The sequence below is a fragment of the Brachybacterium tyrofermentans genome, from assembly GCF_014897585.1.
Lineage (GTDB): Bacteria > Actinomycetota > Actinomycetes > Actinomycetales > Dermabacteraceae > Brachybacterium > Brachybacterium tyrofermentans.
In genome coordinates, this window is record NZ_JABUXW010000002.1 from 108,465 (window position 1) to 127,352 (window position 18,888).

General features: G+C 69.9%; 19 protein-coding genes and 4 tRNA genes. 5 read left to right on the forward strand and 18 right to left on the reverse strand.

Annotated elements, in window-relative coordinates:
* Positions 1-263 precede the first annotated feature (263 nt).
* Together rpmB and INT49_RS01745 are read left to right on the forward strand one after the other, a co-directional pair.
* Positions 264-461, forward strand: a complete 198-nt coding sequence (gene rpmB / locus INT49_RS01740; protein WP_193116001.1) for a 50S ribosomal protein L28 — start codon at positions 264-266, stop codon at positions 459-461.
* Between the two features lie 205 nt (positions 462-666).
* On the forward strand, positions 667-1,449 hold the full coding sequence (locus INT49_RS01745; protein ID WP_193116002.1) for a Type 1 glutamine amidotransferase-like domain-containing protein: 783 nt from the start codon (positions 667-669) through the stop codon (positions 1,447-1,449).
* 83 nt (positions 1,450-1,532) lie between these two features.
* On the opposite strand, the gene INT49_RS01750 is transcribed toward INT49_RS01745, so the two are convergent.
* Together INT49_RS01750 and thiL are read right to left on the reverse strand one after the other, a co-directional pair.
* Positions 1,533-2,609, reverse strand: coding sequence for an NAD(P)-dependent alcohol dehydrogenase (locus tag INT49_RS01750; RefSeq protein WP_193116003.1), 1,077 nt, complete (start codon positions 2,607-2,609; stop codon positions 1,533-1,535).
* Positions 2,610-2,670: 61 nt separating this feature from the next.
* Positions 2,671-3,690 (reverse strand): thiamine-phosphate kinase, encoded by a 1,020-nt coding sequence (gene thiL / locus INT49_RS01755; protein WP_193116004.1) that lies wholly within the window; start codon positions 3,688-3,690, stop codon positions 2,671-2,673.
* 64 nt (positions 3,691-3,754) lie between these two features.
* On the opposite strand from thiL, the gene INT49_RS01760 reads away from it, so the two are divergent.
* A complete protein-coding gene (locus tag INT49_RS01760; RefSeq protein WP_319021467.1) occupies positions 3,755-4,252 on the forward strand; it encodes a DUF3515 domain-containing protein in 498 nt (165 codons plus the stop codon).
* A gap of 54 nt (positions 4,253-4,306) precedes the next feature.
* On the opposite strand, the gene INT49_RS01765 is transcribed toward INT49_RS01760, so the two are convergent.
* The 7 genes from INT49_RS01765 to leuC form a co-directional block, all read right to left on the reverse strand.
* The gene (locus INT49_RS01765) at positions 4,307-5,422 is read right to left on the reverse strand and encodes a D-alanine--D-alanine ligase family protein (RefSeq protein WP_193116006.1); all 1,116 of its coding nucleotides are present in this window, start codon (positions 5,420-5,422) and stop codon (positions 4,307-4,309) included.
* 13 nt (positions 5,423-5,435) lie between these two features.
* On the reverse strand, positions 5,436-6,425 hold the full coding sequence (locus INT49_RS01770) for an NAD(P)H-dependent glycerol-3-phosphate dehydrogenase (RefSeq protein WP_193116007.1): 990 nt from the start codon (positions 6,423-6,425) through the stop codon (positions 5,436-5,438).
* Positions 6,426-6,504: 79 nt separating this feature from the next.
* Positions 6,505-7,308, reverse strand: a complete 804-nt coding sequence (locus INT49_RS01775; protein WP_319021468.1) for a lysophospholipid acyltransferase family protein — start codon at positions 7,306-7,308, stop codon at positions 6,505-6,507.
* Positions 7,305-7,901 (reverse strand): DUF2867 domain-containing protein, encoded by a 597-nt coding sequence (locus INT49_RS01780; RefSeq protein WP_226849613.1) that lies wholly within the window; start codon positions 7,899-7,901, stop codon positions 7,305-7,307. The genes INT49_RS01775 and INT49_RS01780 overlap by 4 nt, the downstream gene beginning before the upstream one ends.
* An 83-nt stretch (positions 7,902-7,984) precedes the next feature.
* The gene (murA, locus tag INT49_RS01785; RefSeq protein WP_193116008.1) at positions 7,985-9,301 is read right to left on the reverse strand and encodes a UDP-N-acetylglucosamine 1-carboxyvinyltransferase; all 1,317 of its coding nucleotides are present in this window, start codon (positions 9,299-9,301) and stop codon (positions 7,985-7,987) included.
* 133 nt (positions 9,302-9,434) lie between these two features.
* On the reverse strand, positions 9,435-10,055 hold the full coding sequence (gene leuD, locus INT49_RS01790; protein WP_193116009.1) for a 3-isopropylmalate dehydratase small subunit: 621 nt from the start codon (positions 10,053-10,055) through the stop codon (positions 9,435-9,437).
* 14 nt (positions 10,056-10,069) lie between these two features.
* Entirely contained in the window at positions 10,070-11,509 is a 1,440-nt protein-coding gene (gene leuC / locus INT49_RS01795; RefSeq protein WP_193116010.1) for a 3-isopropylmalate dehydratase large subunit, read from the reverse strand.
* A 141-nt stretch (positions 11,510-11,650) separates the two neighbouring features.
* On the opposite strand from leuC, the gene INT49_RS01800 reads away from it, so the two are divergent.
* Entirely contained in the window at positions 11,651-12,385 is a 735-nt protein-coding gene (locus tag INT49_RS01800) for an IclR family transcriptional regulator (RefSeq protein ID WP_193116011.1), read from the forward strand.
* 6 nt (positions 12,386-12,391) lie between these two features.
* Here INT49_RS01800 and INT49_RS01805 read toward each other — a convergent pair whose 3' ends face one another.
* The 8 genes from INT49_RS01805 to INT49_RS01840 form a co-directional block, all read right to left on the reverse strand.
* Entirely contained in the window at positions 12,392-13,222 is an 831-nt protein-coding gene (locus INT49_RS01805) for a universal stress protein (protein WP_193116012.1), read from the reverse strand.
* 170 nt (positions 13,223-13,392) lie between these two features.
* Positions 13,393-13,465: transfer RNA gene (locus tag INT49_RS01810), tRNA-Glu, on the reverse strand.
* 28 nt (positions 13,466-13,493) lie between these two features.
* Positions 13,494-13,566: transfer RNA gene (locus INT49_RS01815), tRNA-Glu, on the reverse strand.
* Between the two features lie 28 nt (positions 13,567-13,594).
* Positions 13,595-13,667, reverse strand: a tRNA-Glu gene (locus tag INT49_RS01820).
* A gap of 31 nt (positions 13,668-13,698) precedes the next feature.
* A tRNA-Gln gene (locus tag INT49_RS01825) sits at positions 13,699-13,770 on the reverse strand.
* 184 nt (positions 13,771-13,954) lie between these two features.
* A complete protein-coding gene (gltX, locus tag INT49_RS01830) occupies positions 13,955-15,475 on the reverse strand; it encodes a glutamate--tRNA ligase (protein ID WP_193116013.1) in 1,521 nt (506 codons plus the stop codon).
* A gap of 49 nt (positions 15,476-15,524) precedes the next feature.
* Entirely contained in the window at positions 15,525-16,301 is a 777-nt protein-coding gene (locus INT49_RS01835) for a fumarylacetoacetate hydrolase family protein (protein ID WP_193116014.1), read from the reverse strand.
* 73 nt (positions 16,302-16,374) lie between these two features.
* Entirely contained in the window at positions 16,375-16,701 is a 327-nt protein-coding gene (locus tag INT49_RS01840; protein ID WP_193116015.1) for a DUF4333 domain-containing protein, read from the reverse strand.
* A gap of 307 nt (positions 16,702-17,008) precedes the next feature.
* Here INT49_RS01840 and INT49_RS01845 point away from each other — a divergent pair, with 307 nt between their 5' ends.
* Positions 17,009-18,085 (forward strand): LLM class flavin-dependent oxidoreductase, encoded by a 1,077-nt coding sequence (locus tag INT49_RS01845; RefSeq protein ID WP_193116016.1) that lies wholly within the window; start codon positions 17,009-17,011, stop codon positions 18,083-18,085.
* Positions 18,086-18,145: 60 nt separating this feature from the next.
* Here the strand turns inward: INT49_RS01845 and INT49_RS01850 are convergent, their stop codons facing one another.
* Positions 18,146-18,688 (reverse strand): DUF2199 domain-containing protein, encoded by a 543-nt coding sequence (locus tag INT49_RS01850; protein WP_193116017.1) that lies wholly within the window; start codon positions 18,686-18,688, stop codon positions 18,146-18,148.
* Positions 18,689-18,888: the final 200 nt, after the last annotated feature.

The following is an 18,888-nucleotide window of genomic DNA, read 5'->3' on the forward strand; positions in this document are numbered from 1 at the left end:
GCGGCGCGACGTGGGACGATGATCCCGCGATCCTGCCTGCCGCGCGACCATCGTGCCACCTGGGACCGACGTTGTGGCGGAATCCACAACCCGTCGCACCGGCCTCCCCTTCATGTCGACGGGAGATCTGGGCTATGCTTCCGTGGTTGCCCTGACCTCCTGGGGCTGGCGCCCCGCGCCCACCCGAGGTCACCGACTCCTGCGAGCCGAGATTGCGGGAAGGGCGGGCACCTCGATCAGAATTCGACTTTCAGGAGACGACAGTGGCTTCTTCCACGTGTGAAATCTGTGCCAAGCACCCGAGCTTCGGCAAGAGCGTTTCCCACTCGCACCGCCGTACCTCGCGTCGTTGGAACCCGAACATCCAGTCCGTGCGCACTGTGATCAACGGGACCAGCAAGCGCGTGAACGTGTGCACCTCCTGCCTCAAGGCGGGCAAGGTCAGCACGCTCGGCGCCTGAGCGGGAGACCGTACAGACCCCGGGACCGACAGGTCCTCCCACGAGAGCCCTCATCCTTCGGGATGGGGGCTCTCGTGCATCCCCCGGCGGGGCCTCGTCACGGCAGCGCCACGTCGCGGCAGGGGCCCAGGGCTCGTCACGGTAACCTCGCCCCCACGCACAGGACGTCCCTGTGCACGCCGACCTTGCTCGTCGAGGAGATCCCATGCCTGCGTCCTCCCCCACCATCCTCGCCACCAGCGCCGGCTATCGCCCCCATCCGCGGCTCCGGTTCGGCTTCGGGCCGATGCTGGCCCTCGCGGTCGAGCTCAGCCGGGAGACCCCGCGCCGTGATCGGGACCCGGGCAGCGATCAGGACCTGGGCGGCGACCAGACCCGCGCTCCCCGGATCTGCAGCATCGCCACGGCATCCGGTGACCATCTGGGATTCCAGCGGGACATCGAGGAGGCGGCCCGGGAGGCGGGGTACCAGCTCCACCATCTCTCGCTGTTCACCATGCCCAATGTGGAGGACGTGGAAAGCTATCTGCGCAGCTTCGACGTGCTCTGGGTCAACGGCGGCTCGGTGGTGAACCTGCTCGCGGTGTGGCGTGCCCACGGGCTGCCGGAGATCCTGCACCGGCTCTGGCAGGAGGGAGTGGTGCTCGCGGGGATCTCCGCCGGCTCGATCTGCTGGTTCGAGGGCGGGGTCACCGATTCCTTCGGCCCGCAGCTGGCACCGGTCACGAACGGCCTGGGCTTCCTGCCGGGCGCCAACGGGGTGCACATGGACTCCGAGGAGCGCCGTCGGCCCCTGATCCGTGAGCTGGTGGCGGACGGCACGCTCGGTCAGGCGGTGTGCACGGACGACGGCGCCGGGCTGCTGTACCGCGGCACCGAGCTCGTCGAGGCGGTGACCGAGGTGGACGGCGCCGGGGCCTCGCGGATCGTGCCGGACGGATCAGGCGGCGTGGTCGAGCAGGAGATCCCGGTGCGCCTGCTGCCGTGAGACCGCAGCCATCATCCCGCGGAGATGACGACGCCCGCGGCGCCCCGAGGGGCGTCGCGGGCGCTGTCGTGCCGTGAGGGCTGTCAGGCGACCTCGGCGTCCTCGAAGGTCGCGGTGTCGATGACGACGCGGAAGAAGACCTCGCCGGCGACCACGCGCTCGTAGGCGGCGTCCGCCTCGTGGATCCCGATCGTCTCGATCTGCGCGGCGATCCCGTGCTCGGCGCAGAAATCGAGCATCTCCTGGGTCTCGGCGATGCCGCCGATGTTCGAACCGGCCAGCACCTTGCCGCCGCCGATGACCGAGCCGAAGCTGAGCGGCTGCTTCTGCGGCGGCAGGCCCACCACGGCCATCACGCCGCGGGGCTTGAGCAGGCTCAGGTACTTGTCGACGGGGATGTCGGCGCTGATCGTGTTGAGGATGATGTCGAACTCTCCGCGGTGGTCGGCGAAGAAGCCGTCCTCCGAGGTGGCGAGCGTCTGCTGGGCACCGAGCTCAATGGCCAGCTGCTCCTTCTTGCGGGTGCGCGACAGCACGGAGACGTCGGCGCCCATGGCGGCGGCGATCTGCACGCCCATGTGGCCCAGGCCGCCCAGACCCAGCACGGCGACCTTCTTCGGGGCGCCGTCCTTGGAGTCCGCGGCGCCCCAGCGGGCCAGCGGTGCGTAGGTGGTGATGCCGGCGCACAGCAGCGGTGCGGCGACATCGAAGTCCAGGCCGTCGGGGATGCGGCACACGAAGCGCTCGTCGACGACGACCTTCTGGGCGTAGCCTCCCTGCGTGATCGTGCCGTCGACGTCGGTCGCGTTGTAGGTGCCGACGTTGCCCTCCAGGCAGTTCTGCTCCTGGCCGGCGCGGCACTCCTCGCACGTGCCGCAGGAGTCCACCATGCAGCCGACGCCCACGCGGTCCCCGACCTTCCAGTCGGTGACGTCCGAGCCCACGGCCTCGACGACGCCGGCGATCTCGTGGCCGACGGTGAGGGGGAAGTGTGCCTCGCCCCACTCGTTGCGGATCGTGTGGATGTCGCTGTGGCAGATCCCGGCGGCCTTGATGTCGATCACGACGTCGGCGGGACGCGGGTCGCGGCGCTCGATGCTCGCGACCTGGAACGGCTGCTCGGGGCCGGTCTTCTGCAGTGCCTTCACAGTGATCGTCATGGGGGTCTCCTTCAGGAGGTCGGGATGCCCTCGAGGGACGCTCGAGGGGTATGGGGACAGACTAGGCCTGGTCCCCGAAGTGGTCGAAACCTGTTCCCTCGATCGGGGCACCGTCCAGGAGCACGCCGTGGGCCTTCTCTCCGTCGGCGGGCAGCACCCGCCCGATCGGTCGGAAGCCCGCGGGCACGCTCCCGGCGGCGAAGGTGGCGAGCATCGCGTGCTCCTCGCCGCCGTGGAGCACCCATGCCCAGGGGTCCTCGCCGAGCTCGGCGGCGAGATCGGCGAGCTGCGAGACGTCCGGGGCGAGGGCGTCGGCGTCCAGGTCCAGGAGCACGCCGGAGGCTCTCGCGATCCGGGTGCCGTCCCGTACGAGCCCGTCGGAGAGATCCATCATCGCCCTCGCACCGCGGCCGACGGTCCACCCCAGGGCGAGGTCCGGCTCGGGGGCGTCGTGCCAGGCGACGAGATCGCCGTGGCCCTCCTCCGCGAGGGTCGTGCCGTCCGCCCCGAGGACCTGGCCGTCCTGCACCCGGATCCGACCCGAGAGCACGAGGGCCAGGCCGGCGGCGGAGCGGCCCAGCTGCGGGGAACCGATCGCGAGCACGTCGCCGGGGCGGGCTCCCGAGCGCAGCACCGGCGCCTGATCGTCCTCGAGCGATCCGAGTGCCGTGACCGTCACCGTGAGGCGGTCCGAGGTGCCGAGGTCGCCGCCGACCACATAGGCGCCGTCGGCCTCCGCGCGCCCCGCGAGGGCGATCGTGAGCTCCTCGAACACCGGGGCGGGGGTCTCCGCCGGGGCGGAGAGCGCGACGACGAGGGCGAGCGGCCGGGCCCCCATGGCGGCGACATCGGCCAGGTTCTGCACGGCGGCCTTGTGCCCGATCCAGCTCGGGGTCGTCGTGGCGGGCAGGAAGTCGTGCCCCTCGACGAGGGTGTCGGTCGTGACCACGATGCGTGGCGAGGGAAACCGCACCACGGCGGCGTCGTCCCCGGGGCCGACCTCGATCCGGGGGTCGGTGGCCAGGTGAGGGAGCATGCGGGCCAGGAGCCCGGCCTCCCCGAGTCGCGTGTCGCCGGTCATGACCCCAGTGTGCCGGAGAGCGGGCATCGGCGGCGACGCAGGTTCGGCCGGTAGCCTTCCCCCCGTGCTCCGCTCCCGTCTTCCCGCCTTCGCCGCCGCCGGTCTGCTGGCCGTGACCCTGGCCTCCTGCGGCACCGTGCAGGTGCCCGCCGGTCCCGAGGCCACCGATCCCGTCTGCGCCGACATCATCCTCGCGGCCCCGCCGCAGGTGCTGGGCATGGACCGCACGGAGACCTCGAGCCAGGGCACCGCCGCCTGGGGCAGCGGCGAGGACACCGTGGTCATGCGCTGCGGTGTCACTCCTCCCGGGCCGACCACGGATCAGTGCACGACCCTCGAGGACGGCAACGGGGTGCAGATCGACTGGATCATCCGCGAGCTCGAGGGCGACGTGTTCCAGTACACGTCCTACGGGCGGGAGCCCGCGATCGACATCACGGTGCCGCTCTCCGCGGCGCCGGACCAGCCCAGCGGTGCGGCGCTCGACCTCGCCCAGGTGGTGAGCCGGAACATCGAGGCCACCGATCACTGCGTGGGCCCCGGGGACGAGCCGACGAGCTGAGCCCGGGCCGGCGCAGCACCGGGGCAGCGCCGGCGGCGGCAGCGGCGCTGTCGCTCAGCGGGGACCGGGACGGCGCCCGCGGGCCTGCTCGACGAGATCGGTGATGAGATCGGCGTAGGAGAGCCCCATGTTCTGCCAGAGCACCGGGAACATCGAGTACGGGGTGAAGCCCGGCATCGTGTTGACCTCGTTGACCACCACGCGGTGATCGTCGGTCACGAACACATCCACCCTGGCGAGACCCTCCAGGCCCAGCACGGAGAAGGCACGGGCGGCCACCTCGCGGACCTCCTCGAGCTGGGCATCGGGAAGGGAGGCCGGCACGTCGATGCTCACGGTCCCCTTGCCGAAGTACTTCGCCTCGTAGTCGTAGAAGTCCAGGTCCTCCCCGACCCTGACCTCGCCGGGCACCGTGGTGCGCGCCTCGAAGCCGTCGCCGCCCTGGAGCACACCGCACTCGACCTCGCGGCCGATCACGGACTCCTCGATGAGCACCTTGGGATCCTCCGCGAAGGCGGTCTTCATCGCGGCCTCGAGCTCGGCGGGATCGCTGACCCGGCTGACCCCGAGGCTGGAGCCGCCGCGGGCGGGCTTCACGAACCAGGGCAACGGGTGGTGACGCTCCAGGTGGTCCATCACCTCCCCGGCTCCGGCGGCCCAGCGGTCCTCGTGGACCGTGATGCCGGGGGCGCACTCGATCCCGGCGGCGCCCAGGCTCTGCTTGGTGGCCGCCTTGTCCATGCAGGTCGCCGACGCGAGCACCCCGGAGCCCACGTAGGGGATGTCCAGCAGCTCGAGCAGGCCCTGGACGGTGCCGTCCTCGCCGTAGGTGCCGTGCAGCACCGGGAACACGACGTCGATCTCGGCCAACGGGCGCACCGCGCCCTCGACGACGGTCCGCAGCTCGCTGCGTCCGCCGGGCTGCCGACGGGTCGAGGGCAGCAGCACCTCGGCGCCCTCGGACGCCACCTCGGGGGCGCGGCCGTCGACCAGGGTCCAGTCCGAGGGATCGTCGGAGACGTGGACCCAGGCCCCCTCGCGGGTGATGCCGATCGCGAGCACGTCGAAACGGTCTCGATCGATCGCAGCGAGGATGCCGCCGGCGGTGACGCACGAGATGCCGTGCTCTCCGCTGCGGCCGCCGAACAGAAGGGCGACGGTGGTTCTCATGCCGAAAGGATATTCACTCCGGGCGCACGCCGCGCGCCAGCAGGGCCGTGGTGACCTCGTCGATACGCGCATCGTGATCGACGACATCCACCACGGCGTCGGTGATGGGCATCTCGATCCCGAGTCGCGCGGCCAGTTCCGACACGGCACGCGCCGTCGCGACGCCCTCGGCCGTCTGGCCCACCTCGGCCGCCGCGGCCCGTACATCGAGGCCGCGTCCCAGCGCCAGTCCCAGGCGGTGGTTCCGGCTCAGCGGCGAGGAGCAGGTGGCGACCAGGTCGCCCATCCCCGCCAGCCCGGCGAAGGTGTCCCGGCGACCGCCCAGCGCGACCCCGAGCCGGGTGATCTCCGCGAGCCCGCGGGTGATCAGGCTCGCGGTGGTGTTGTGGCCGTGGCCGAGACCGGTCGCGGCACCGACCGCGATCGCGATGACGTTCTTGACGGCCCCGGCGATCTCGACCCCGACCAAGTCGGTGGAGGTGTAGGTGCGCAGGTAGGGGGCCTCGCACCAGGTCGCGAGCACGGAGGCCAGCTCCTCGGAGTCGGCCGCCACGACGCTCGCGCAGGGGCGGCGCTCGGCGATCTCCCCGGAGAGGTTCGGGCCGGACAGCACGCCGATGCGCTCGGTCTCCGCTCCCCCGGCCTCGGCGATGATCCTGCTGATCCGCGAGTCGGTGCCCCGCTCGATCCCCTTGGTGAGGGAGAGCACGGGCACCGGCGGGAGAGCGGGCCACGACTCGAGGGTCGCGCGCATCGACTGGGCGGGCACCGCGAGCACGATCCCGTCGGCCCCGTCGAACGCCTCCTCGATCGAGGAGGTCGCCCCCACGGCGTCCGGGAGCAGGCGGTCCCCGAGGTAGGCGCTGTTTCGGTGCGCCTCACGGATCTCGCAGGCCACCTCCTCGCGGCGCGCCCACAGCGTGACGTCCGCGCCACCGTCCGCGAGGACCTGCGCGAAGGTGGTGCCCCAGCTGCCGGCACCCAGAACGGCCAGTCGTGTCATCCCTGCCTCCTCCCTGCGTCGCTGTCTCTCTGCGTCATCGTCGCTGCGTCACCATCTCTGCGTGATGCCTGGCTCTGCATCACGCCTGCTTCACAGCACGGTAGCCGCGCTGCGGAGCCCCCACCTCAGGTCGGTGGCCATCCGTCCTGCCGTCGTGCAGGACGCTCGGCGGCTCCTGCCCGCGGATCTCTCCGAGCAGGGCGGCGATCCGGGTCATCAGGTCCGCGGTCACGCGACGGGCCGCCGTCTGCGGGGTCTCGTCGTCCCGCTGCGCGACGGTGTACGGGGTCCCCACCCGCATGGTCACGCGGCGGCCGGGTCCGGGGCGCGGGACCAGGGAGCCGACGGGCCACAGCCTGCGGCCGCCCCAGCTCGCGATGGGCACCAGCGGAGCGCCCGTGTCCAGAGCCAGGCGGGCCGCCCCCAGGAGCCCCTGCATCGGCCACAGCTCCGGGTCCCGGGAGTAGGTGCCCTCGGGGAAGATCATGAGCATCTCGCCACGGCCCAGGGCCTCGCGCGCGCTGTCCAGGGCATCGCCGCCCCGGGAGGTGCCCCGGTGCACCGGGATCTGCCGGGCCCCGTGCAGGAGCGCGCCCAGCACGGGCACCCGGAACATCGCCTCCTTGGCCAGGAAGCGCGGCGCGATGCCGTGGGCCTGCAGGAGCTGGCCGTAGAGGAAGGCGTCGATCGGGCCGAGGTGGTTGCCGCAGCCGATCGCGGCCCCCTCGGCGGGGAGGTTCTCGGCGCCGATCCAGACGGGGCGCGCGAGCAGGCTCATCAGGGGTCGGAGTGGCAGCTGCGCGAGGCCGACGACGAGCCCGGCCCGCCGAGCCGGGGCCCGGGACGTGCCCAGATCCCAGCTGCGCGCCGGCGAGATGCTCACCGGTCGGAGGACGGCGTGCGGCCCAGGGCTTTGCGCGTGGCCTGCCCGGTGAGGGCGCGCACGGACGATCCACCGACCATGGTGCGCCGCCTCAGCGTCGTCGGCGCCCGACGGGCGAGCGTGTTCACGGCGGCGGCATGCATCAGCCGGCGCGGCGCGAAGGCGAGGCGTCCGCGCACCGAGCGGAACTTCACCGCGGTGGTGACCTGGAGCAGCTGCCCGCCGGGAAGCAGCGCCACCCCGATCCGCACGTGCATCTTGTCGTCGTCGTCGATGATCAGCGCCTCGGAGCCCACGACCTCGTCGGCCACGTACTCCCGCTCCGGCGGCGGCACCATGTCGAACAGGCGGATCGCCTCATCGCGCAGCGCGCGCATCCCCCGCTTGGACAGCGGCGTGTTCTCATGCGAGAAGATCGCGTCGGCCCAGACCCTCGGGTCGGGCTCGTCGACGCCTCCGGTGGGGACGATGACCACGTCGCAGTAGTCGGGGATCGGGATGTCGCGCAGCGCCAGCGAGCTCCCGGCCGTGGCGGCCAGGGGGTTCTCGCCCGTATGCAGCTCGGCATCCGCCGAGACGTTCTCGCTCATCATCAGCTGTGCTCCCTCAGCTCGCAGTGGATCGTCGGTTCAGCCCGGGTACAGGGCCTCCGCAGGGCGATGCATCCCTCGCGGCGTCAGTTCTCCCAGAACTCCGCGCCGAGGGCGGTGAGCTTCTCGCGGAAGGACTCGTACCCGCGGTCGATGAGGTCGATGCCACGGATGGTGGAGACCCCCTCGGCGCCGAGTGCGGCCACGAGATACGAGAAGCCGCCGCGCAGGTCCGGGACGGTGATGTCCGCGGCCGTCAGCGACCGCGGACCGGAGATCACCGCGGAGTGGTTGTAGTTGCTGCGGCCGAAGCGGCAGCTGGACCCTCCGAGACACTCGCGGTACACCTGGGTGTGGGCGCCCATGTCGTTGAGCGCAGAGGTGAAGCCGAGCCGGTTCTCGTACACCGTCTCGTGCACGATGGAGATGCCGTCGGCCTGCGTGAGCGCGACCACCAGCGGCTGCTGCCAGTCGGTCATGAGGCCGGGGTGCACATCGGTCTCCACCGCGATCGCCCGCAGCGGCGTGCCGGGATGGTAGAACCGGATGCCCTCACGGGTGATGTCCATCCCGCCGCCGACCTTGCGGAAGATGTTCAGGAAGGTCGCCATCGGCTTCTGCTCGGCGCCGCGCACGAAGACGGACCCCTTCGTGACCAAGGCGGCGCAGGCCCAGGAAGCGGCCTCGATGCGATCGGGGATCGCGACGTGCTCGTAGCCGCCCAGCTCCTCGACGCCCTCGATCGTGATGGTGCGATCTGTCTGCACGGAGATGAGCGCACCCATCTTCTGCAGCACCGCGATGAGGTCCTCGATCTCGGGTTCGACGGCCGCGTTCGTGAGCTCGGTGATGCCCTTCGCCCGGACGGCGGTCAGCAGCACCTGCTCGGTCGCTCCGACGCTGGGGTACTCGAGGTGGATCTTGGTGCCGTGCAGCCCGTTCGGGGCCGTGATGTAGATGCCCATCTCACGCTTGTCCACGACGGCGCCGAAGTTGCGCAGCACGTCGAGGTGGTAGTTGATGGGGCGGTCGCCGATCCGGCAGCCACCCAGGTCGGGGATGATCGCCTCGCCCAGACGGTGCAGCAGCGGGCCGCAGAACAGGATCGGGATCCGGGAGCTTCCGGCGTGCGCGTCGATGTCTGCCACATGGGCGCGCTCGACGTTGGAGGGATCCATGCGCAGCGTGCCGCCGACGACGTCCCGTTCGACCTTGACGCCATGTATCGACAGCAGCTGCGAGACGATCTGCACGTCGCGGATGTCCGGGACGGAGTGGAGCACGCTGGGCTTGGTCCCCAGCAGGGCCGCGACCATGGCCTTGGAGACCAGGTTCTTCGCGCCACGGACAGTGATCTCACCGTTGAGGGGGCTGCCCCCACGGACGTGGAATGTCGAGCTCATAGTGTCCTTGCTTCGCTGAGCAGGCGCCCGGGACGCCCGATGTCTGACCGAGTCACCATACCGGAGCGGACTGCGGGGCCACTGCGACCCTCGTCATAGGTCGCAGCGGCCCCGCAGGAGAAGATCTGAGCGGTCAGACGGTGTCCATCGTGCGCGCCGGGAGCGTCTTGGGCATCCAGCCGGGGCGGGTCGCCTCGAAGTCGGTGATGTCCTGCTCGTGGCGCAGGGTCAGGCCGATGTCGTCCAGGCCCTCCATGAGGCGCCACCGGGTGTAGTCGTCGACGTCGAAGCGGAAGACAGCTCCAGCCTCGCCCGCGTGGGCCTGACGGTTCTCGAGGTCGATGGTCACCTCGGTGCCGGGCGCCTCCTCGAGGATCTTCCACAGCTGCTCGAGGTCGTCCTCGGACAGGACCCCGGCGACGAGGCCCTGCTTGCCGGCGTTGCCGCGGAAGATGTCCGCGAAGCGGCTGGAGAGCACGGCCTTGAACCCGTAGTCGCGCAGCGCCCACACGGCGTGCTCACGCGAGGAGCCGGTGCCGAAGTCAGGGCCCGCCACGAGCACGGAGCCCTTCGCGTAGGCGGGGCGGTTGAGCACGAAGTCGGGATCGTTCGTGCGCCAGGCGTTGAACAGGCCGTCGTCGAACCCGGTCTTGGTGACCCGCTTGAGGTACACGGCCGGGATGATCTGGTCGGTGTCGACATTGCTGCGGCGCAGCGGGACACCGATGCCGGTATGGGTGGTGAAGGCTTCCATGGCGATGCTCCTGATCAGGCGACGGGCTGGAGGTCGGAGGGGGCGCTCGCGGCGCCCAGGTCCGACGGGGAGGACAGCGTCCCGCGCACTGCGGTGGCGGCGGCGACGACCGGGGACACCAGGTGGGTGCGTCCGCCCTTGCCCTGGCGGCCCTCGAAGTTGCGGTTGGACGTGGAGGCCGCACGCTCGCCCGGGGCGAGCTGGTCCGGGTTCATGCCCAGGCACATCGAGCAGCCCGCCTGGCGCCATTCGGCACCGAAGCCGAGGAAGACCTTGTCCAGGCCCTCCTGCTCCGCCTGGATGCGCACCCGAGCCGAACCGGGGACGACCAGCACGCGGACATCGGGGTGCTTCTGACGGCCCTCGAGCACGGAGGCGAAGGCCCGCAGATCCTCGATGCGGCCGTTGGTGCACGAGCCCATGAACACGGTGTCGACCTTGACGTCCTTCAGGGGCGTCCCGGGCACGAGGTCCATGTACTCCAGGGCGTTCTCGGCGGCCACGCGAGCGTTGTCGTCGGTGAAGTCCTCCGGGGCGGGGACCGATGCCGACAGCGGCAGGCCCTGACCGGGGTTGGTGCCCCAGGTGACGAAGGGCTCGAGCTCATCGGCGTCGATGTGCACCTCGGCGTCGAAGGTGGCGTCATCGGCGCTGCGCAGGGTCCGCCAGTGCTCGACGGCCGCGTCCCAGTCCGCGCCGCGCGGGGCATGCGGGCGCCCCTGGACGTACTCGAAGGTGGTCTCGTCCGGCGCGATCATGCCGGCGCGGGCGCCCGCCTCGATGGACATGTTGCAGATCGTCATCCGGCCCTCCATGGAGAGCGTCCGGATCGCCTCGCCGCGGTACTCGAGCACGTAGCCCGAGCCGCCGCCGGTGCCGATCTTCGCGATCACCGCGAGGATGATGTCCTTCGCGGTGACGCCGGGCTTGAGGGCGCCGTCGACGGTGATGGCCATGGTCTTGAAGGGGTTCAGCGAGAGCGTCTGGGTCGCGAGCACGTGCTCGACCTCGCTGGTGCCGATGCCGAAGGCGAGCGCCCCGAAGGCACCGTGGGTCGAGGTGTGCGAGTCGCCGCAGACCACGGTGATGCCCGGCATGGTCAGACCCAGCTGCGGGCCGACGACATGCACGATGCCCTGGTCGAGGTCGCCGAGGCTGTGGATCCGCACGCCGAACTCCTCGGCGTTGCGGCGCAGGGTGTCGATCTGGGTGCGCGAGGTGATGTCCGCGATCGGCTTGTCGATGTCGATCGTGGGGGTGTTGTGGTCCTCGGTCGCGAGCTGCTGGTCGAGGCGGCGCGGCGTGCGGCCCTCCTCGCGGAGGCCGTCGAACGCCTGCGGGCTGGTCACCTCGTGCAGGAGCTGGAGATCGATGTACAGCAGGTCCGGTTCGCCGTTCTCTCCGCGACGGACAACGTGGTCCGCCCAGACCTTCTCTGCGAGGGTCCCCGCCATGTCGATCCTTCCTTGCGTCCGTCGTGTGGACGCGTGTCTGCATGCTGGAACGCGCTCGGGGTGCAAGCGCAGCACCCATCGTGTGCGGGTCCACGATCCGACGCACTTGCGTCTCACCAAATAAGACGGCAGTATCGGAGCATGGACAAGATCTCGGAGGAGAACGGCAGCGGCGTCGGCGTGCTCGACAAGGCGGCCGTCGTGCTCGGCGCCCTGGAGGCAGGCCCGGCGACGCTCGCCCAGCTGGTGCAGTCGACCGGATTGGCTCGACCCACCGCCCACCGCCTGGCAGTGGCGCTCGAATATCACCATCTGGTCTCCCGTGACATGCAGGGGCGCTTCATCCTGGGCCCGCGCCTGGGTGAGCTGGCCGCCGCCGCCGGCGAGGATCGCCTGCTCGCCGCCGCGGGCCCGGTGCTGGCCGCTCTGCGGGACCACACCAGCGAATCCGCGCAGCTCTACCGCCGCCAGGGCGACCACCGCATCTGCGTCGCCGCGGCCGAGCGGCCGATCGGCCTCCGGGACTCCGTGCCGCTGGGTGCGGCGCTCACCATGAAGGCCGGTTCCGCCGCGCAGATCCTGCTCGCCTGGGAGGAGCCGGACCGCCTGCACCGCGGCCTGCTCGGCGCACGCTTCACCGCGACACAGCTCTCGGCCGTGCGCCGCCGCGGATGGGCCCAGTCCATCGGGGAGCGCGAGCCGGGCGTCGGATCGGTCTCCGCCCCTGTGCGCGGACCCAACGGACGCGTGGTCGCAGCCCTGAGCATCTCCGGGCCGATCGAGCGCATCACCCGTCAGCCCGGTCGACTCCATGCGGCGTCCGTGATGAGCTCCGCGAACCATCTCACCGAGCTGCTGCGTCGCGCCGGCGCCTGAACCTCATCAGTCCCGTTCGATCCAGACCGGGATGTTCGCGAAGCGCAGCACCGTGACCAGCTGCCGGGGGGCGGCGAGCGGCTTGTCCGGGCCGTGGGTCCGCTCCCCCGCGACCACCATGATGCTCGCCCCTTCGCTGGCCTCGACGAGCTGCCGGGCACTCGCCCCCGCCGCGATCGTCACATCGCCCACGTACACACCGGGATGCGTCAGAGCGACGCGCTGACTGGTGCCTGCGAGGATCTCCTGAGCCTGCTCGGGCGTGGTCTCGGCACGGACCACGAGGTGGATGTCCCTCCCGTAGGCGGTGGCGAGGTCCGCGGCGCGGGTCACGACCTCGGTGGCGCTCTCGTGATGCACGAGGCCGATGGGTCCCTCACCGTCGATCTGGCCCCTCACCACCACGACGGGGCATTGTGAGCGTGCCGCCAGGGCGAGGCTCTTGGATCCGACGATCAGCGTGAGGAGTCGGCCCATCCCCCGGCCGCCGACGACGACGAGATCGGAGTCGGCGCTCGCCTCGACGAGCACGGGGACGGCGTTGCCATCGACGATCTCCGAGGTGATCGGCAGATCCGGGCGCTCCTCCCGCGCGATCGCCAGCGCATCCTCGATGAGCCCGTGCGCCGCGTTGCGGATGCCCGACCCGGTCATCCCCGGGATCGGATCGGTGTTCACATCGAGCTCGGTCCAGACGAAGGCGTGGACCAGGTGCAGCACGCCGCTGACGCGGTCCGCATGCCGTGCGGCCCAGCGCACCGCGAGATCGGATTCATCGGCATCGAAGACACCCACGGTGATCTTCGGCCGGGAGGACGAGGGTGTGACGTGGCTCATAACATGACGATACCCCGGCTCGCGAGCACATTCCAGGAAACGGACGGGATGTCGGCGAGGGATCGGACGCCGACCGTGCGGGTGCCGCGAGCAGACCGACCCCGGCAACAGAACGCATCGATTCCGGAAACAGAAAAGGAGCCGATGCGCTTGGCATCGACTCCTGTCCGTACCCCGTACCGGATTTGAACCGGTGTTACCGCCGTGAGAGGGCGACGTCCTAGGCCGCTAGACGAACGGGGCCTGCGCGTAATCCGAAGATCTCGCGTCGTACCCCGTACCGGATTTGAACCGGTGTTACCGCCGTGAGAGGGCGACGTCCTAGGCCGCTAGACGAACGGGGCCTGCGCGTAATCCGAAGATCTCGCGTCGTACCCCGTACCGGATTTGAACCGGTGTTACCGCCGTGAGAGGGCGACGTCCTAGGCCGCTAGACGAACGGGGCGCGGACCACACAGCTGAAAAGCCGTGAAGCGCTGGGGTACCAGGACTCGAACCTAGAACGACGGTACCAGAAACCGCTGTGTTGCCAATTACACCATACCCCATGGTGACAGTACGTTTTTCTCTTCTCTTCCTGGTCTGATCCTCGGTGGTTTCCGAGGTCTTTCCGGGCCGAACTTCCATGCCGTACCGAGGTAAGACTCTACCGGGTTCTTCCCGACAAGACAAAGCGAGAAGGCCTCCGGACGCTGTGAGGCTGAGCACGCCGCCCCACAGCGCCCGAAAGGCTCAGGCCTCCGCGGCGAGCCGATCCCGCAGGGCGCTCAGGCGAGCACGGCTCGAGGACTTCCCGAGCAGCTCCATGGACTCGAACAGCGGCGGGGAGATCCGTCGGCCGGAGATGGCGCTGCGCAGGGGCCCGAAGGCCAGCCGCGGCTTGATGCCCATGTCCTCGACGATCGCCGCGCGCAGTGCGGGCTCGAGCGCCGCTGCGGTGAAGTCCTCCTCGGGAACGGCGTCGATCTCCTGGATCGCCCGCTCGAGCACGCCCACAGGGTCGTCGCCGAGCTTCTTGAGGGCGTCCGGCTGCACCTCGAGGTCCGCATCCGCGGTGAACAGGAAGCCCAGCAGATCGGGCGCCTCGCCGAGCAGGTTCATGCGGGTCTGGACCAGTGGAGTCGCTGCGACGACCAGAGTCCGCTGCTCCTCGGTGACGGTCTCGCCGAGCACACCTCCCTGCTGGAGGTACGGCACCAGGCGCTCTGCGAGGTCCGCCTCGGTGAGCCGGCGGATGTGGTCAGCGTTGATGGCAGTGGCCTTCTTGATGTCCACGCGCGCCGGGTTCGGGTTCACGTCCGAGGCGTCGAAGCGCTCGACCATCTGTTCGCGGCTGAAGATGTCCTCGTCGGCGCTGTAGCCCCAGCCCAGCAGAGCGAGGTAGTTGACCATGCCCTCGGGCAGGAAGCCCTGCTCGCGGTAGAGGAACAGGTTGGACTCGGGATCGCGCTTGGAGAGCTTCTTGTTCCCCTCCCCCATGACATAGGGCAGGTGGCCGAACTCGGGGACCCGCTCGGCGACGCCGATCTCGATGAGCGCCCGGTACAGAGCGATCTGGCGGGGCGTCGAGGAGAGGATGTCTTCGCCGCGCAGCACGTGGGTGATCCGCATGAGCGCGTCGTCGACGGGGTTCACGAGCGTGTAGAGCGGCTGGCCGTTGGCGCGCACCACGACGAAGTCCGGGATGGTGCCGGCCTTGAAGGTGATCTCGCCGCGCACGAGGTCCGTGAAGGTGAGGTCCGTATCGGGCATGCGAAGGCGCCAGGTGGGATGGCGGCCCTCGGCGAGGAAGGCCGCCTTCTGCTCCTCGGTGAGATCACGGTCGTAGCCGTCGTACCCGAGCTGGGGGTCGCGGCCCGCGGCACGGTGACGCTCGACGATCTCCTCGGCGGTCGAGTACGACTCGTAGATGTGTCCGGCGTCCTTCAGCTTCGCGATGACCTCCTGATAGATGTCCGCGCGCTCGGACTGGCGGTACGGCCCGTGGGGCCCGCCGACCTCGACACCCTCGTCCCAGTCGATGCCGAGCCAGCGCATCGCGTCGAGCAGCTGGTGGTAGGACTCCTCGCTGTCGCGGGCGGCGTCGGTGTCCTCGATGCGGAAGACGAGCTTGCCGCCATGGTGACGGGCGTGCGCCCAGTTGAACAGGGCGGTGCGCACCATGCCGACGTGCGGGGTGCCGGTGGGGCTGGGGCAGAAGCGCACCCGGACCTCGTCGGTCGGGGCTGAGGTCTGGGCCGGGGTGGTGGTCACGCGGAGTGCTCCTGAAGGTGGGGAGATGTGGGTCTGAAGAGGCGAGGGGTCAGCGGCGCACGACGGGATTGGACAGCGTGCCGATCCCCTCGATGCTGATGTCGATCGTGGAGCCGGCGTCGACCGTCCGGACGCCGGCCGGGGTACCGGTGAGGATCAGATCCCCGGGCAGCAGGGTCACGACGCTGGAGATCTCGGCGACCAGGTCGGCGACGGAGCGGATCATGTCAGCGGTGGAGCCGTCCTGGGCGATCTCGCCGTCGACGCTCGAGGAGATTGAGACGGAGGATGCATCGAGGTCGGTCTCGATCCAGGGGCCGATCGGGCAGGACGTGTCGAAGGCCTTGGCGCGGAACCACTGGTCCTCATCACGCTGGGAGTCCCGTGCGGTGAGGTCGTTGGCGCAGGTGTAGCCGAGGATCACATCGGCGACGTCCTCGGCGGCGACGTCCTTGGCCATCCGCTTGATGACCACGGCGAGCTCCGCCTCGAGGCTGACCTCCTGGCTGTAGGCCGGGATGACGACGGGATCGCCGGGGCCGACGACGGTGGTGTTCGGCTTGAGGAAGAACAGTGCCTGCTCGGGCACCTCGTTGCCGAGCTCGGCGGCGTGAGCCGCATAGTTGCGGCCGACGCACACCACCTTCGAGCGGGGGATGACGGGGGCGAGCAGGCGGACGTCCTCGAGAGGGAGGACCTTCCCGGTGGGGCGGATATCGGTGTACAAGGGGTCCCCGGTGATCCCATAGACCATGTCCTGGCCGTCCTTCTCCTGGACGATGCCGTACATGGGATCTTCGCCGGTGGTGAATCGAGCAATGCGCATGGCGCCAGTCTAGAGGTCCATCCGCCACCGCCCCCGGGCCCGTGCAGGAGTCACATCCGAGCCCGGAGATCGCTCACTCGGTGTCGTCGATCGGCTCGATGTCGAAGTTCACGGATTCGCCGTCCACGGAGGTGGCGGTCACCTTGACGTCCATGCTCTCCCCTTCCAGGGTGAGCGCACAGATCATCTCGGCACCCTCCTCGGCCTTCAGGTCGTCAGGGCAGTCGACCTCATCCGGTGCCTGGCCGACCTGCTCCGTGAACAGATCGGAGATCTTCTGCTCGACCTCCGCGGACTCCACCACGCCGGGCCCGAGCAGCCCGCACCCGGAGAGCGCGACAAGGGCTCCCGCAGCGAGAGCGAGGGGGCGGGCGATGGCGCGGGGGCGGATGGCAGACATGAGGTCCTCCTGGACGGACTATCGACGCGGCAGTCCCTGCTGGACGACCGATGACGGTGCCGCGATGGACCTCCATCCTCGAAGAGAACCCGTCGCTCGTCGATGGGGAGAGGTCCCCACCGATGGCCTGCCAATTCGGCCAGTTCAGCCCGTTCAGCCGGTTCAGCCGGTTCAGCCGGTTCAGCCGGTTCAGCCGGTTCGCCTCGACAAGCGCCACCCTGGACGCGGCCACACACACGCCCTATACTTGAAACATAAATCATGCCGGTGGCGACGCCCCGCCGGACGACTCAGGAGTTCTGACCCCATGACCTTCGATCCGCACGCCGTGACCTTCGGACTGGACACCTTCGGCGACGTCACCGTCGATCTCGAGGGGTCTGCGGTCCCACCCGCGCAGGTGATCCGCGACGTCATCGCGCAGGGCGAGCTCGCCGACAGGGTGGGGATCGACCACTTCTCGATCGGGGAGCACCACCGGCCGGACTTCGCCGTGAGCGCTCCGGACACGGTGCTGGCCGGCCTCGCGACCCTCACGAACCAGATCACGCTGGGCACCGCAGTGATCGTGCTGAGCTCAGATGATCCGATCCGAGTCATCGAGCGCTTCTCCACCCTGGACGCGCTGTCGAACGGCCGCGCCGAGCTGACCGTGGGGCGCGGCTCGTTCACCGAGTCCTTCCCCCTCTTCGGCTTCGCCATGCAGGACTACGAGACTCTGTTCGAGGAGAAGCTCGACCTGCTCAGCGAGGCACTGAGGCAGGAGCCCATCACATGGTCCGGCAGCATCCGACCGCCGCTGACACAGCAATCGGTGCATCCGCGCATGGAGCGCGCCCTGCCCACCTGGGTCGCGGTCGGCGGCAGCCCGAACTCCGTGGTGCGTGCAGCCCGCCACCGGCTTCCCCTCATGCTGGCGATCATCGGCGGTCCCGCGCACCGCTTCGCGCCCTACGTGAACCTGTTCCATGAGGCCACCGAGAAGCTCGGCAACGATCGGCTCCCCGTGGGTGTGCACTCCCCCGGACACATCGCCGCCGACGATCGGACCGCTCGCGATCAGCTCGCACCGCATTGGATCCACAACCGCAACCAGATCGGCCGCGAGCGGGGCTGGGGCCCCTCCGGCATCGCGGAGTTCGAGTCGGAGACGCAGCATGGCGCCCTCTACGCCGGCGGGGTCGAGACGGTCGCGACGAAGATCGCCGACACGATCCGCACGCTCGGCGTGGACCGCTTCGACCTCAAGTACTCCAACGGCCCGATGCCTCATGAGCAGCTCATGGAGTCCATCGAGCTGTACGGCACGAAGGTCATCCCCCGGGTACGGGAGCTCCTCGCGGAGGCTCCGGTCCCGCAGTCCTCGGTGTTCGACGAGGCCTGACCCGGACAGCCCGGGCCCGGCGGCCTGATCGCAGCCAGCAGCTCGTGGCTCGACACACGGTCACAGGTCCGCCGCCGGCAGCAGCATCGACCGGATGCGCAGCTCGGCCTCTGTGCGGGCGATCCCCTCGTAGAAATCGCGCACGAGCTGGTGCCCGAAGGTCGAGTCCGGCACGAGCAGCGGGCGCTGGCTGCCGCGCGTGCAGACCTGCACCGGCACGGAGAGCGTGCCGGAGTACCCCGGGATCGCGGTGGCCAGCTGCCCGGCATAGTCCTCACGATGGTCGGGATCGTCGTAGTGGTCGACATAGTCGTCGTAGCAGATCCTGCTGATCTGGACCCAGGGCCCGTACTCGAGCGTGGCCTCCTCCCCTGTGATCGGGATCGGGAGGATCGCACGCAGGAAGCAGTCGGCGCCGCGGGCCCGGTCGATGAGGCACAGGTCGTTGTTCGCCAAAGCGTGGAATCTCCGGGAGTGGGTGTCGAGCTCCAGATAGGGATCCGGACGGCGGAAGCCGAGTGCGGGCCACGGGCTCTCCACCGAGCCGTCCGTGCCGTCGTGGTGCTCCCCGCAGTGCGCGCAGTCGTAGTTGATGCCGGTCATCCCTGATGCTCCTCATCCGGTCGCGGTCCGTCGCGATCCCTCGTGAGCTGACCGTAGGGAGAGAAGGACATCCGTCGTCGGGAGCGGGTGCAGGGTGTGGACGCAGACACTCTGGGGAGGAACGGAGAGCGGGGGCCTCGTACGATGGCACGGACCGGCACGTGCAGGACGCCGACGAGCAGGTGAGGGACCAGCGGACG

Bases quoted from the DNA above. Each gene is read 5' to 3' on its own strand.
- INT49_RS01745 (WP_193116002.1), top strand. From the start codon at position 667: ATGCCTGCGTCCTCCCCCACCATCCTCGCCACCAGCGCCGGCTATCGC.
- INT49_RS01750 (WP_193116003.1), bottom strand. From the start codon at position 2,609: ATGACGATCACTGTGAAGGCACTGCAGAAGACCGGCCCCGAGCAGCCG.
- thiL (WP_193116004.1), bottom strand. From the start codon at position 3,690: ATGACCGGCGACACGCGACTCGGGGAGGCCGGGCTCCTGGCCCGCATG.
- INT49_RS01765 (WP_193116006.1), bottom strand. From the start codon at position 5,422: ATGAGAACCACCGTCGCCCTTCTGTTCGGCGGCCGCAGCGGAGAGCAC.
- INT49_RS01770 (WP_193116007.1), bottom strand. From the start codon at position 6,425: ATGACACGACTGGCCGTTCTGGGTGCCGGCAGCTGGGGCACCACCTTC.
- INT49_RS01780 (WP_226849613.1), bottom strand. From the start codon at position 7,901: ATGATGAGCGAGAACGTCTCGGCGGATGCCGAGCTGCATACGGGCGAG.
- murA (WP_193116008.1), bottom strand. From the start codon at position 9,301: ATGAGCTCGACATTCCACGTCCGTGGGGGCAGCCCCCTCAACGGTGAG.
- leuD (WP_193116009.1), bottom strand. From the start codon at position 10,055: ATGGAAGCCTTCACCACCCATACCGGCATCGGTGTCCCGCTGCGCCGC.
- leuC (WP_193116010.1), bottom strand. From the start codon at position 11,509: ATGGCGGGGACCCTCGCAGAGAAGGTCTGGGCGGACCACGTTGTCCGT.
- INT49_RS01800 (WP_193116011.1), top strand. From the start codon at position 11,651: ATGGACAAGATCTCGGAGGAGAACGGCAGCGGCGTCGGCGTGCTCGAC.
- INT49_RS01805 (WP_193116012.1), bottom strand. From the start codon at position 13,222: ATGAGCCACGTCACACCCTCGTCCTCCCGGCCGAAGATCACCGTGGGT.
- INT49_RS01835 (WP_193116014.1), bottom strand. From the start codon at position 16,301: ATGCGCATTGCTCGATTCACCACCGGCGAAGATCCCATGTACGGCATC.
- INT49_RS01840 (WP_193116015.1), bottom strand. From the start codon at position 16,701: ATGTCTGCCATCCGCCCCCGCGCCATCGCCCGCCCCCTCGCTCTCGCT.
- INT49_RS01845 (WP_193116016.1), top strand. From the start codon at position 17,009: ATGACCTTCGATCCGCACGCCGTGACCTTCGGACTGGACACCTTCGGC.
- INT49_RS01850 (WP_193116017.1), bottom strand. From the start codon at position 18,688: ATGACCGGCATCAACTACGACTGCGCGCACTGCGGGGAGCACCACGAC.